Source organism: Bacillus sp. FSL H8-0545 (assembly GCF_038006105.1).
GTDB classification, from domain to species: Bacteria; Bacillota; Bacilli; order Bacillales; family Bacillaceae_G; genus Bacillus_A; species Bacillus_A cereus_U.
Map to the genome: position 1 here is coordinate 2,516,183 of NZ_JBBOUO010000001.1, position 12,308 is coordinate 2,528,490.

Genomic DNA, 12,308 nt, shown 5'->3' on the forward strand with positions numbered 1-12,308 from the left:
GAATACATATGACGAATAAAGAGAATTTAATTGTTTGTCGTTGTGAAGAAGTTACATACGGACAACTTCAATCGACAATTGCTGAATATAATTGCTCAGCTCGTGAGTTAAAACTAAGAACGCGTGCTGGTATGGGTTTTTGCGGGGGACGTACATGTAGAACAACACTAGATCGAATGATCGAAAACGCTAACCCTGGTACATCTCCTGACGAGATTCCATTAAAATATCAACCACCAGTGCGTGCAGTTACTTTTGGGGCGGTAGGTGAAAATAAATGAATAGAATTATAAATCACCCTATTTTAGGTAGTTTAAATAGTAGTCAGCGTATCAATTTTCAATTTAATGGTCAACAATATGAAGCATATGAACATGAAACGATAGCGGCCGCTCTACTTGCAAACGGAATAAGAACGTTAAGAGTCCATGAAGATAGCGGGACGCCGCGAGGTATTTATTGTAATATCGGACATTGTTCTGAATGCCGTGTGACAGTAAACAATCAAACGAACGTACGAGCATGCTTAACGGTTGTAGAAAACGATATGGTTGTTGAAAGCGGAAAACAGCATCCAAATATCGTGAGAGAGATGGTGAAAAAGCGATGATCGATGTAATTATTATTGGCGCAGGACCAGCAGGATTATCAGCTTCCATCTCTTGTGCACGTTTTGGACTTAACGTACTTGTTATTGATGAATTTATGAAGCCGGGCGGGAGATTGTTAGGACAGTTACATCAAGAGCCTACTGGGGAATGGTGGAACGGAATAGAAGAATCCAAACGCCTTCACGAAGAAGCAAAATCCCTTTCAGTCGATATTCGGTGCGGTGTTTCCGTCTATAATTTAGATAAAGATGAAAGTTCTTGGTTCGTGCATACAAATATCGGTACGTTAGAAGCACCGTTCGTACTAATTGCTACTGGGGCTGCTGAGTATTCTATTCCCCTTCCTGGCTGGACACTTCCAGGAGTTATGTCAATTGGAGCAGCTCAAGTTATGACAAATGTTCACCGCGTGCAAGTTGGAAAAAAAGGAATCATAATTGGCGCTAACATTTTGTCTTTCGCCATTTTAAATGAATTACAATTAGCTGGAATTAAAGTAGAACATATTGTACTTCCTGAAAAAAGTGAGTTAAGCCAAAAGGCTGGTGAACCAGAAGAAGTTTTGAACTCTCTTTTAAATGTAGCTCACCTCGCTCCTTCTGCTTTTCTGCGTTTAGGTAGCCGTTTTATGAAATATGATTGGATTCGAAAAGCTGGATTAACCTTCTATCCAAATAGCGGAATGAAAATAAACGGGACGCCGCTTCATCTTCGTAAAGCTGCGCTTGAAATTATCGGAACGGATCAAGTTGAAGGTGTCCGTGTGGCTAATATTGATTCTAAAGGAAATATTATTAATGGATCAGAAAAGATATATGAGGCTGACTTTGTTTGTATTGCCGGAGGTTTATACCCTCTTGCTGAGCTTGCCGCTGTAGCTGGTTGTCCGTTCCATTACATTCCTGAACTTGGCGGGCATGTCCCGCTTCATTCAGAAGAAATGGAAACCTCTCTTCCAGGTTTATTTGTTGCTGGAAATATTACGGGCATTGAAAGCGGAAAAATCGCGATGGCGCAAGGAACAGTTGCAGGTCTATCTATTGCTAAACATGCAAGTGAGAAACGTGATCTAGTCGACCAACAATTACAACAAGCAATGCAAAACGTTCACTCTGTTCGTCAAAAAGCAGCGATTCAATTTAATCCAATGATTGATGTTGGTAGACGGAAGATGAATGAACTTTGGTATGATTATTCTTCTACATATGCACATACTAAAAAGAGCTGCTGAGATTACTCTCAACAGCTCTTTTCACTACTCATCTGAGTTATTAAATTTCGCTAATGCGTAAATACCTTCTTCATCATCTAATTCAAGTTGCAATCTTGCTGCAAATGAATTGACGTTGTATTCTCGATCAAGTAGTAAGCGTAGTGCTTCGATTAAGTTCGCTTGAATTAATATTTGCTGGCGACCATTTACCTCTACTTCTGCAGAGAAACCGTAGTCATCATCATACATTAGTTCAACTGAAACTTCTTCTGGACCAACTTGTCTTTTTTCAGCGATATATATACAAAGCGCATTTATAAGCTCTTGTTCAGAAATTTTTATTGTTTCCATGCTACTTCATCTGCCTTTTTCTTACGTTGATCTTTGAAGTATTTAAATGCACGAACTGCTAACATTACGATACCAGCCATTACTAACATATTTACCATAAACGCTAATACAGAACCAAGAGCTCCCATATTTGCAAATAAGCTACCCATTAGTAAACCACCAAGACCACCTAGTAATAAACCTTTCATAAAGCCACCTTTATTACTTTTTGGTGCTGTGTTTGTTGCTTTTGTTTTTGAATCTGTTGTCGTTTTTTGTGAATTTACATTAGAATCTTTTTTGTTTAAATCAACTTTTGAATTTTGACCAGAACTTGGTGTATATGATTTTTTACCAGATTTGTAACTTTTCGCTTCCGCGTGATTTACGAACATAAAGCTACTAGCCCCAAAGATAACCATGAATGCTGTCATTACTGCTACAAGTTTTTTCAACATATTATATCCATTCTCCTTTTATATAGATATATGTGAAATCTACCTTTCTTTTAAAACAAGAATGATAGATTTATTTTAAAACCTTTTTAAAGGTTCTTATGAACTCATTATATGAACTTTTGTCGAAATATGCAAGTATTATTTACTATCGACAATAATTCCATAACAAAGGAAAAATTAAGAAAAACGGAATTGACTTTAAATGAAACAAAACATATTATAAGTTCATAAGAACTTTTTATAATTTTGGAGGTGAAAAGATGGAAACATTTCATCTCACACGAAACGAAATGGCAACGCTCCTTCTATCACTTAGAGGATGGAATCCGAAAAAGCCTCTTAGCATTTTACAAGAAGCTTGGGCAAAGTCACATAAAAAAGATATTGAAAGCGGACAAAGCGTTACAGCTTTTATTACAACCGCACTTTCACCTATTTTTGAAAAATTAATTAAAATCGATGATACGGATGTCGGTTTTTCTTTAAATGAAATAGTTGCGCTTGGTAATCAGATTGAAAACACAAGTTTCTCTGTAACTGCTATGCAAAACTGGGTGAAACGAGATATAAAAGAAATGATTGGCTCCCCTCAAAAAGGGAAGAAATACTCAATCGAACAAGCAGCCTTATTATTCATTGTTGAAGATTTAAAAACAGCGCTTGATTTTGAATCTATTCGCAAACTATTACGACTTATCGTAAATGACCCGGCCGATCGAAGTGATGATTTAATTAACCCCGTTCATTTATATGTAGCTTATTCTTCTTTATTTGAAGAACTAAATCAAGGGAATTGCTTACAACTAAATGCAACTGATACCATTCATACGATCGAAAATATTGTAAAAGAAAAAGCTGATAAAATTGCAAGCAAGTTTGATCAAATTAATAACGAACAACGCGAAGCAATTCGTAACGCTATTATTATTGCTACCCTATCTGTTCATACCGCATATGTACAAATGTTAGCGAAGCGCTACGTTTCAGCAACGTTATTTTTACAAAATTTAGATGTGAAGCCGTAAAAAATAGGAGCAGAATTGCTTCTATTTTTTTATAACAAAAAGGTATTTAATTTTAAAGACGAAAACAAGCATAACCCTGTCGTATATTGAGAACAGGGTTATGCTTGTTTTCCCTCGATGTAAGATACTTAACTACACTAAACAATTTAATCAGAAATTCTTTTAAAATCTAAATTTCATTCCATTAGATTTCTAACCGATTTTTTCCATAAATCTAATTATTTCATCCCTATAATTGAATTTATCATTAATCTTTTGTAATAATTCAATATCATGAGTATGGGTTTTTCCTGTTTCGAGCAGTTCTCGATATAAATCAATATACGGAAGTTGTTTATTAATAGCGTTTTTTAATTCCTTTTCTACATCATAAGAAATTTTTTTAAATCTCACCTCTGCAACCCCTGCCTCATCAATTTCAAGAATTGCATACTGAGCACGTAGGTCAGAGTTTAACTTATCCCATCTGTAAAAAGGTTGTCCAATAGTTCCTGGGTTAATAATTAATTGATCATTGCTACTATAGCGTAACAATTGGTGATGGGTATGAGCGTAAATCGCAATATCATAATCATGATCAAATAACTGATCAAAACTTTCCTGATTATTAGTGGGCCATAAATCTCCTCCATAATTTTTATTCGGTAGATTATGACTAATACTGATAGATAAATCATTAACCCGTTTTGTTATATGTAATGGTAGATTTTTAATATGATTAATATAGTTTTTATCTAAATTTTCACATTGATACTGAACTAATCTAGAAACATAAATATCCGTAGCGTTATTAATATCAATGTTTTTATTAAGCACATCCAGAAAACTATCTTCCCAATTTCCTTGAACATACGTATCAACGTTAATACTCTCTAACATCTCAAATAAATCATTCGATCCAGGCCCAGGCATAATTAAATCTCCTAAAAACCAATAATCAGTCACACTTTCTTTAATAGAATCTTCGATAACTGCAGTTAAAGCAGTTGCATTACCATGGACATCTGCCAGTAAAGCAATTTTATGTTTCATGTATTTCATTTCCCCCTTTGTAAATTCAACACTTACATCATTATACAAAATTTTCAGTCTACTAGTCCTTTCCTTCTCTTTAAATATGAGAAATTTTTAATACTCCTTTCATTCTCTCTTCATGAAAACTCAATTTATATCGTTTACTATAAATACTAGGAAAACTAATACAAGACATAAAAAGTATTAAAATGGCAATACATTCATTAAATAAGGTATAATTTGCATATAGTGAACTTTTTATGTTATTAAATAAAAAGAGCTCTTACTCGAAAAAACTTATGAACTAGAAGGTGCAACAATGTTAAGTAGTTTTATTCATTCAGTATTAACATTTTTTGAAGGATTAGGTTATTGGGGCATAATGCTTGGACTTATGATTGAGATTATCCCAAGTGAGATTGTCCTAGCTTATGCAGGTTACTTAGTATCAAATGGAAGTATCTCATTTGTAGGCGCAGTTATATTCGGTACAATCGGCGGCGTTATTGCCCAAGTTTTTGTTTATTGGATTGGAAGATACGGTGGTCGCCCTGTATTAGAACGTTACGGAAAGTATATTTTCATTCATAAAAAACAAATTGATGCTGCTGAAGATTGGTTTAATCGTTACGGAACTGGCGTAATTTTCACTGCACGTTTCATTCCAGTCGTTCGTCATGCGATTTCAATTCCTGCTGGGATTACCAAAATGCCACTTTCACGTTTCATTACTTTAACAGGACTTGCGATTATTCCTTGGTCTATCATTTTCATTTACTTAGGTGAAAAACTTGGAGAAAACTGGGGTAATATAAATGACGTTGCTGGACCATATGTGCAATCTTTCGCTATTGGCGGGGTTGTTCTTATTATTTTATATTTCGTAATAAAAAAGTGGACAAAAAAACGTAAAAAGCTTGCTTAAATTTTTAATAAAACCGCTATAAATTCATTTAGAATTATAGCGGTTTTTTATTATAGGCTTGTTTATATATTATAAATTGCATTATTTCTTCTTTATGTTTTAAATCATGTTGAATGAGTGATGAAAAATAATCGTTTAATCTCACTCTTTTCGTGCCGAATTGGTAGTCATCTTTAAAGTTCTGGGCAGAAATTTGATTCATTTGATCAACTAACTGTTTACGAGTAAAACTAAATTGATCTATTAGTCCTTCTTTCGAAATACCAGACCTCGCATATTTTATTGCACTCTTATTCATTTCCTCAACATCTGTTGGAACATTTGGTACAGATTGCCCACTTGTAAAATATGAAATTCTATACTTCATTAAAAACTCATCCCAAACGATAAAATGTGAAATCACATCCGCAATTCCCCATGAACCTTTTCTAAAAGACTCAAACCATACATCATTAGTTACACACTTCAATGTTTGGCACCAGTCTATTAGACTTAACTTTTCTTCCAGAATCCTTTCTTTCTCCATAATGCACTCCTCTTCCACACTAATAATTCATTCATATTAATGATTTCTAGACATTTCATTAAAACCCTCCAGTTTAAGATTTACTTGGATAAGTTACAATTCATTTGTAACTTCGTATAGTAACTCAAAAGGAGTGATTCCCCTATGCATTGGCATCAAAAAGTACCATACTTAATCGGACGCCCTATCGGCATTTCCTTCATGAATGGACAAGGAACTTCCGGCGTTTTATGCGGTGTACAAAATAATCAATTATTTGTTTACGAATACCTTTACCAAGCTCAATTTGCAATGAAACATTATGATTTTAGGCAAATTCAAGATATACACGCCTTTCCAAATTGCCCGCACCAAAATCCTTTATATTAAAAAACAGGAACGGCTTTATCGCCATTCCTGTTTCCATTGTTTATACATTATTTTTCAGAGTAAAACTTCTGCACTGCTTCATCAAAATAGATCCAGCCTTTCCAGCCTAAATGAATTGTATCTTTTAAGAAATACTTATCATATTCATGGCTAGAAAAATCAACTACTGGGTATCCTGCTTTTTCGACTTGATCGCGAACCTTGTTATAATACACATCACGGCGTTCTTTTGGGAAACCAGCGTAATCATACCACGGTCCGTTTACAGGCACAGAAATAAAGAGTGGTTTTACATTTTTTTCTTTGAAAAGATCTAAAACAATTTGTAAGTCATCATATTCTGGTGAATCATCATACGATTCATTTGCTCTAAAGTTTTTTAAACCTTTTAATTTTTTCTTTAAATTATGTTTATAGTAATATGGATTTTCAATTCCGAATGTATTTGTTGTGGATCCTACTTTACCTTCTTGTTCCGCATGTTTACGTGCATCTTCCCAAGAAAGTGAACGTAATCCCATATTTGTTTTCTCTTTCATCGGTTCGATTTTAAATAGAGAGTTAAATAGATCTCTATGATCTAAAATATTCCGGTACATGTATGCTAACGGTTTAGCTAGTCCAGCCTTTATGTTATGTTTTGTATCGTTATACACAATACTTTCTAGTGAGCTACTTAATATCGCATCCTTACGAACTACTTTATAATCTAGTAAACGTTTCGCAATTTTCTTCTTCATATCAGGATTTATTTCATCATTAAAGATGAAATGATATGCTTGTTGTTTAGAAAAATTATTTAAAAAGTCCCCTTGTGATACACCAGTTTTTGTAAACCATTGTGGTGAAAGAACAAACACTACCTTTTTACCTTCTAATTCATCCATTGTTGACGTCATATTTAATATATGAGCCAAACTTTGCGTACCGCCAGTCCCGATTAAAAATGGTGTAAAGCCAGCTGGATTTACTTTAAAATAGTTAGACGGATGATATGCATCCATTCGTAAAAACTCTGATGAACCATACATCGGTAAGTACTGCGAATTCTCTAACATTTTCTGTTGCAAGAAAATACTTTGTAATTTCTCTTTTTGCAAGGAAGTTGCCGCATCTTCAACCTTCTTATCGCTAATAAGTGATACTAAACTTTTAGATGGGATAAGCAGAACAATGAAAAAGAGTAGACACGCTATAATAATTGGACCAAAAGCATGCTTCATCTTCATCGGTTATTCCTCTTTCTATTACGAATAAATTGTAACCCTTGTTTATGACACGTCATCATTTCTCTCCTTTTTCTCTATACATGTTCCATTCTATTTATCTATTATATACATGTATGTATTTCCTTCCTTGTTCTATTAAGTCCTATACAAATAGCGCAAGAAAATGTTTCCAAAGAAACACGTTAATTATACAAGATTCCACATATATTTCACACTGAAAATTTAGTAATAATTTTATTTTTAAACAGTGAAAAAATATATAAAATGTCTATAATTCATTGGAAGCTATAAGAAAAAACAGACTATCACATACGTGAAGTCTGTTTTTTCTCTTTCTTTACTTTTGTATGTCTGCCCATTTCAAGCTTGTTGCTGGGCCAAATTGATGTACGTATAAATCTTTCACGTATGGTTTTTGTAAGTAAGATAATCCGCGCTGGAATACCGGTGCAATTACCGCATCATCAAGGAGCACTTTTTCCGCATCTTGCAATGCCTTCCAACGAGCTTTTTCATCATTACCTAATTCAGTTTTAATCTTTTTAATTAACGCATCATATTCTGGATTTGCATATCCTGTATTATTGACAGTACTTCCCGAAAGGAATACTTCTAAGTAAGTCATTGGATCTGGATAATCAGGTAACCAGCGTGATAACGACATTTCATATTCTTTTTTCTTCTCTAGCGCTAGTTTTTGAGTATGGGGTTGTAATTTCACATTTACTTTTAGCCCTGGTAAGTTTTTCTCAAGCTCTTCTTTAATATACTCTCCTACTTTTTTAAAGTTTTCTAAGTCATAGTTTAAGAATTCTAACGTTACTTCATTTGTTCCCGTCTCTTGCTTTGCTTTTTCCCAATATTCCTTCGCCTGTTTTACGTTCGTCTTATTAAATTCTCCAGCTGTATCTCTAAAATCTTTCTTATCTGGGCCCTTTAAAAATCCTTTCGGAACGTAGTAGTTCGCAGCTACCGATCCATCATTTAAAAATGAAGTCGCAAGTCCCTTCTTATCAAAAACTGTGCTCAGTGCAAGACGTGCGTTTTTATTTTTAAGAATCGGTACATTTTCATTGAAACGGAAGAAATACATAACCGGATCTGTATATTGTTTCAGTTCTTTATTATTTTTATATTTATCTACGAATTCTGTAGAAATGACAGCTCTATCAACTTTATCTGTTTCATATAAATTTACCGCCGTTGAAATTTCTTTAACAACTTGATAGTTTACTTCATCTAACTTCACTTCTTTTTTATCCCAATATTTATCGTTTTTCTTCATTGTAAAACTTGCTTCGTGCTTCCACTCCGACAACGTAAACGGCCCATTATACACCGCTTTATTTGCCTCTAAACCGTATTTATCACCTTGCTCTTTCACAAAATTTTCATTAATTGGATAGAACGACGGTAAAATAAGTAGTTTTGTAAAATACGGTACTGGATGTTCTAATTCCACAACAAACGTTTTATCATCTTTTGCTTTCACACCTAATTCTTCTAATCCTAATTGTTTCTTATTTATCTTTTCCGCATTTTTCACATCGTACGCAATATATGCATATTGAGAGGCTGTATCTGGATTAATAAGTTGCTTCCAAGCATATACGTAATCATGAGCTGTTACTGGATCGCCGTTAGACCATTTCGCATCACGTAAGTGGAATGTATAAGTCTTTCCGTCTTTACTCACTTCATATTTCTGTGTCCCAGCCTGGATCACTTCATCATTTTTCGATAAACGGAATAACCCTTCCATTACATTATTCAAAACGTTAAACGATACAGCATCTGTTACTTTCCCTGAATTTAATGATGGAATTTCACCCGTTTCTAATAGTTGCAATACTTTCTTCTCATCTCTCGGCTTTGTAGCTGTTTTTTCTTTTGCGCAACCAACTAAAAATGAAGAAACTAATAGAGTACTAACTAATGAGTAGCGAACTACCTTTTTCATTTCCAAACCCCCTCTATTTTTTACGGTAAGTAACGACGAGCACCAGCGTATTCTTCTATATATCCTGGTGTATTTAACGGGATTATTTCAACTGATCTTTCAGCTCTTGGTGAGTGAATCATATTACCATCACCAATATACATTGCAACGTGATGGACACTACCTTTTCCTTGATTATGTGCAAAGAATATTAAATCGCCCTTTTGTAGGTTTTCTTTATCAACCGCAGTTCCTGCTTTTGATTGTGGCCCAGAATCCCTCGGTATGGTAATGCCATGTGATTTATAAATCGTATGTGTAAATCCAGAGCAATCAAAACCAAACCCACTTGTACCAGCCCATATATACGGTAAGCCTAAAAACATCTTGCCGGTGTTTATTAAATCATCAGCTGTTGGCATAGGAATATCATTTTGAGAACGGTGAACCGTTCCATCATTTTTCCGTAGCCACGCCTTCTGACCATTTGGTAATAGTACGCGGTACGAAATAGCATCTTCACTCAAAAGTGGTAATCGCGTATTATAACTTACTTCTAGTGATTTATGTTTTTCAGAAGGATTTATATATAAAATAGCTGTCGGTTTTGTAATTAAAACGAACGGCTGTCCTGCCTTATCTGCAAATTCTTGATTATACGTTAATTGTTTTTCAGGCATCCACCCGGGATACCCTTCTTCATTTCGCGGTGTTGGCTGTCCGTGCACTAGTACTTTTACCCAATCACCTTTTTTATCAATGACCGTTACTTCTTGACCGAGTAGCGCTTGCGTTTCTAATTTATTTGCACTCGTTAACCAAAGCTTCTCATCAAGTGTCATTGATTTCGTCCACTTCCACAAATCAACTGGGTTTGTTGCGCTCGGTGCATCGATTGGCCGAAGCGAATCTGGTGCGGTCCATAACGTCGCAGCTGCCACATCAATAAATGCTTTCTTATCTTTTTTCTCTTCGGCATTTGCCGATGTGAAAGATGAAAAAATGAATAATGTCGTTAATAATGCAGTCCCCACTTTTTTCATAATATATCCCCCTTAAAAGATAGTTTACTAGGTACTCCTCCTAAGATTGTATATTCACTACAGAATGCAGGTTTACCTTTGGGCCAGTGTAAGTCATCCCTTCTGGCTCTTCTACTAACCATAACGGTGCATCAAGATCAAAGTAATGAATATTTGGATGAGCCGCAGCTAAATGTGCAACAGCGCTAACTGAAAGTGAAGATTCCATCATACTTCCAACCATACACTTCACACCTGCTGCTTCCGCAATATCCGCAATTTTCCAGGCTTCTCGAATACCACCGCATTTCATTAACTTAATATTAAGTAGGTCTGCATATCCTCCTTGGACAATCTTTAATGCGTCGCTTGCCGAAAACATACTTTCATCTGCCATAATAGGCGTTTGTACATTGTCCTTCACGTACTTTAATCCTTCCCAATCTTTCGCATGAACTGGTTGTTCTACAAATTCTATATTTAAATTTCTATTCTCCATTTCTCTAATAATAGAAACCGCTTCTTTCGGTTTCCATCCTTGATTTGCATCTAAACGTAACGTCGTATTCTTTGGAACCACATTTCGAATTGCCTCTATGCGTTCCAAATCTAAATGTGCCTCTTTACCCACCTTAATTTTTAATGTTTGGAATCCCTTTTCGATATGCTTTTCTGCTTCTTTTGCCATTAATAAAGGTTCATCCACACTTACTGTAATATCAGTATAAATCTCTTTCTTTCCACCTAGTAATGCGTATAACGGTATGTTGTGAAATTGACAATACACATCGTATAAAGCCATATCTACCGCCGCTTTTGCACTTGTATTTCCTATACAACTCATTTGAATGTGTAACAATAACGTTTGAAATTGCAGTACATCTTTTTCAACTAATACAGAACGAATTGGTCCTAATATTGCTTCCTCCATCCCGTTGGCAAAATCACCTGTAATAACCGGCGTTGCTGCAGCAGCTCCTCTTCCAACAATTCCTTCATCTGTATGAATAAACACATCTATACTTTCGATTTCCGTTACAGTACGAAGCGCTGTTTTAAACGGTGTATGAAGCTTTACATGTCGGCGGTTTACCTTCACATCGGTAATTTTCATTTTGTTCATCCTTTCGTTGTTTATAGAGTGATACTTTAATACACGGGAGACTTTATTCTGCCCGTTAATGCGAAACAAAAAAATCCAGCCATAAGAAGATTCTTACGGCTGGATTTTGTCTATGAATGGGTAGACAAAGCAGCAATCTGATTATATTTTTTCTGTGCATCCTTTAGCGCTACAAGTAGCGCCTTTTGAGACGAACCGAAGTATCGATTTTTTATTTCTGTTACTAATGCTGGGTCATTAATATTTTTATGTAGAAACAAATATTTAACAAATTGAGATGTTAATGCAATTGTCGCTGAGCAATCTGCATCTACAATTTCCCCTGTATCCTTCTCAAGTACAAATGCTACAAAATAACTTTTGAACTTTTCGGTAATGGGATTATTTTGAGGTGCTTTCGCATCCCCTACGACGTAAATTGTATTTGAAGCGTACACAGCTATCTTCCTTTCTTATACGAGGATAACGGTTTTCTTAACAGACGTATAAGCTGTTAACTCAACGTTGATCAAAAAATGTATCCG

General features: G+C 35.1%; 14 protein-coding genes and 1 pseudogene. 6 read left to right on the forward strand and 9 right to left on the reverse strand.

Annotated features, from left to right (window positions below):
* The first annotated feature begins 8 nt into the window (after positions 1-8).
* Genes MHI07_RS13150 through MHI07_RS13160 form a run of 3 tightly spaced genes read left to right on the forward strand, consistent with a single transcriptional unit; the run spans position 9 to position 1,842 of the window.
* On the forward strand, positions 9-281 hold the full coding sequence (locus tag MHI07_RS13150; protein WP_002065856.1) for a (2Fe-2S)-binding protein: 273 nt from the start codon (positions 9-11) through the stop codon (positions 279-281).
* The gene (locus MHI07_RS13155; protein ID WP_002110336.1) at positions 278-610 is read left to right on the forward strand and encodes a (2Fe-2S)-binding protein; all 333 of its coding nucleotides are present in this window, start codon (positions 278-280) and stop codon (positions 608-610) included. Before MHI07_RS13150 ends, MHI07_RS13155 begins: the two co-directional genes overlap by 4 nt.
* Positions 607-1,842, forward strand: coding sequence for an NAD(P)/FAD-dependent oxidoreductase (locus MHI07_RS13160; RefSeq protein WP_215578740.1), 1,236 nt, complete (start codon positions 607-609; stop codon positions 1,840-1,842). The genes MHI07_RS13155 and MHI07_RS13160 overlap by 4 nt, the downstream gene beginning before the upstream one ends.
* Positions 1,843-1,866: 24 nt before the next feature.
* Here MHI07_RS13160 and MHI07_RS13165 read toward each other — a convergent pair whose 3' ends face one another.
* Together MHI07_RS13165 and MHI07_RS13170 are read right to left on the reverse strand one after the other, a co-directional pair.
* On the reverse strand, positions 1,867-2,175 hold the full coding sequence (locus MHI07_RS13165) for a YxcD family protein (protein ID WP_002110338.1): 309 nt from the start codon (positions 2,173-2,175) through the stop codon (positions 1,867-1,869).
* Positions 2,163-2,612 carry a hypothetical protein gene (locus MHI07_RS13170; RefSeq protein WP_002012966.1) on the reverse strand — a complete coding sequence of 150 codons (450 nt, stop codon included), beginning with the start codon at positions 2,610-2,612 and terminating at the stop codon, positions 2,163-2,165. The genes MHI07_RS13165 and MHI07_RS13170 overlap by 13 nt, the downstream gene beginning before the upstream one ends.
* Positions 2,613-2,872: 260 nt before the next feature.
* Here MHI07_RS13170 and MHI07_RS13175 point away from each other — a divergent pair, with 260 nt between their 5' ends.
* Entirely contained in the window at positions 2,873-3,637 is a 765-nt protein-coding gene (locus tag MHI07_RS13175) for a DUF1836 domain-containing protein (RefSeq protein ID WP_002110340.1), read from the forward strand.
* Positions 3,638-3,829: 192 nt separating this feature from the next.
* Here the strand turns inward: MHI07_RS13175 and MHI07_RS13180 are convergent, their stop codons facing one another.
* Complete coding sequence (locus MHI07_RS13180; RefSeq protein WP_215578742.1) at positions 3,830-4,669, reverse strand: metallophosphoesterase family protein; 840 nt, start codon at positions 4,667-4,669, stop codon at positions 3,830-3,832.
* A 301-nt stretch (positions 4,670-4,970) separates the two neighbouring features.
* Here MHI07_RS13180 and MHI07_RS13185 point away from each other — a divergent pair, with 301 nt between their 5' ends.
* On the forward strand, positions 4,971-5,576 hold the full coding sequence (locus tag MHI07_RS13185; protein ID WP_215578743.1) for a DedA family protein: 606 nt from the start codon (positions 4,971-4,973) through the stop codon (positions 5,574-5,576).
* Positions 5,577-5,600: 24 nt separating this feature from the next.
* Here the strand turns inward: MHI07_RS13185 and MHI07_RS13190 are convergent.
* Positions 5,601-6,102: pseudogene (locus MHI07_RS13190) on the reverse strand (DinB family protein).
* Between the two features lie 144 nt (positions 6,103-6,246).
* On the opposite strand from MHI07_RS13190, the gene MHI07_RS13195 reads away from it, so the two are divergent.
* Positions 6,247-6,471 (forward strand): hypothetical protein, encoded by a 225-nt coding sequence (locus tag MHI07_RS13195; protein ID WP_002110344.1) that lies wholly within the window; start codon positions 6,247-6,249, stop codon positions 6,469-6,471.
* Positions 6,472-6,518: 47 nt separating this feature from the next.
* On the opposite strand, the gene dltD is transcribed toward MHI07_RS13195, so the two are convergent.
* The 5 genes from dltD to MHI07_RS13220 form a co-directional block, all read right to left on the reverse strand.
* On the reverse strand, positions 6,519-7,700 hold the full coding sequence (dltD, locus tag MHI07_RS13200; RefSeq protein WP_215578745.1) for a D-alanyl-lipoteichoic acid biosynthesis protein DltD: 1,182 nt from the start codon (positions 7,698-7,700) through the stop codon (positions 6,519-6,521).
* Between the two features lie 337 nt (positions 7,701-8,037).
* Positions 8,038-9,660 (reverse strand): peptide ABC transporter substrate-binding protein, encoded by a 1,623-nt coding sequence (locus tag MHI07_RS13205; protein WP_340824259.1) that lies wholly within the window; start codon positions 9,658-9,660, stop codon positions 8,038-8,040.
* Between the two features lie 20 nt (positions 9,661-9,680).
* Positions 9,681-10,682: a C40 family peptidase gene (locus tag MHI07_RS13210; RefSeq protein WP_340824261.1), complete on the reverse strand. Its 1,002-nt coding sequence runs from the start codon at positions 10,680-10,682 to the stop codon at positions 9,681-9,683.
* Positions 10,683-10,722: 40 nt separating this feature from the next.
* Positions 10,723-11,784, reverse strand: coding sequence for a dipeptide epimerase (locus MHI07_RS13215; RefSeq protein WP_199659562.1), 1,062 nt, complete (start codon positions 11,782-11,784; stop codon positions 10,723-10,725).
* 110 nt (positions 11,785-11,894) lie between these two features.
* Complete coding sequence (locus MHI07_RS13220) at positions 11,895-12,221, reverse strand: DUF3870 domain-containing protein (protein ID WP_002012954.1); 327 nt, start codon at positions 12,219-12,221, stop codon at positions 11,895-11,897.
* Positions 12,222-12,308: the final 87 nt, after the last annotated feature.

Coding starts and splice junctions, on each gene's coding strand:
- MHI07_RS13165 (WP_002110338.1), bottom strand. CDS start 2,175: ATGGAAACAATAAAAATTTCTGAACAAGAGCTTATAAATGCGCTTTGT.
- MHI07_RS13215 (WP_199659562.1), bottom strand. CDS start 11,784: ATGAACAAAATGAAAATTACCGATGTGAAGGTAAACCGCCGACATGTA.
- MHI07_RS13170 (WP_002012966.1), bottom strand. CDS start 2,612: ATGTTGAAAAAACTTGTAGCAGTAATGACAGCATTCATGGTTATCTTT.
- MHI07_RS13155 (WP_002110336.1), top strand. CDS start 278: ATGAATAGAATTATAAATCACCCTATTTTAGGTAGTTTAAATAGTAGT.
- MHI07_RS13180 (WP_215578742.1), bottom strand. CDS start 4,669: ATGAAACATAAAATTGCTTTACTGGCAGATGTCCATGGTAATGCAACT.
- dltD (WP_215578745.1), bottom strand. CDS start 7,700: ATGAAGATGAAGCATGCTTTTGGTCCAATTATTATAGCGTGTCTACTC.
- MHI07_RS13205 (WP_340824259.1), bottom strand. CDS start 9,660: ATGAAAAAGGTAGTTCGCTACTCATTAGTTAGTACTCTATTAGTTTCT.
- MHI07_RS13150 (WP_002065856.1), top strand. CDS start 9: ATGACGAATAAAGAGAATTTAATTGTTTGTCGTTGTGAAGAAGTTACA.
- MHI07_RS13175 (WP_002110340.1), top strand. CDS start 2,873: ATGGAAACATTTCATCTCACACGAAACGAAATGGCAACGCTCCTTCTA.
- MHI07_RS13210 (WP_340824261.1), bottom strand. CDS start 10,682: ATGAAAAAAGTGGGGACTGCATTATTAACGACATTATTCATTTTTTCA.
- MHI07_RS13160 (WP_215578740.1), top strand. CDS start 607: ATGATCGATGTAATTATTATTGGCGCAGGACCAGCAGGATTATCAGCT.
- MHI07_RS13185 (WP_215578743.1), top strand. CDS start 4,971: ATGTTAAGTAGTTTTATTCATTCAGTATTAACATTTTTTGAAGGATTA.
- MHI07_RS13195 (WP_002110344.1), top strand. CDS start 6,247: ATGCATTGGCATCAAAAAGTACCATACTTAATCGGACGCCCTATCGGC.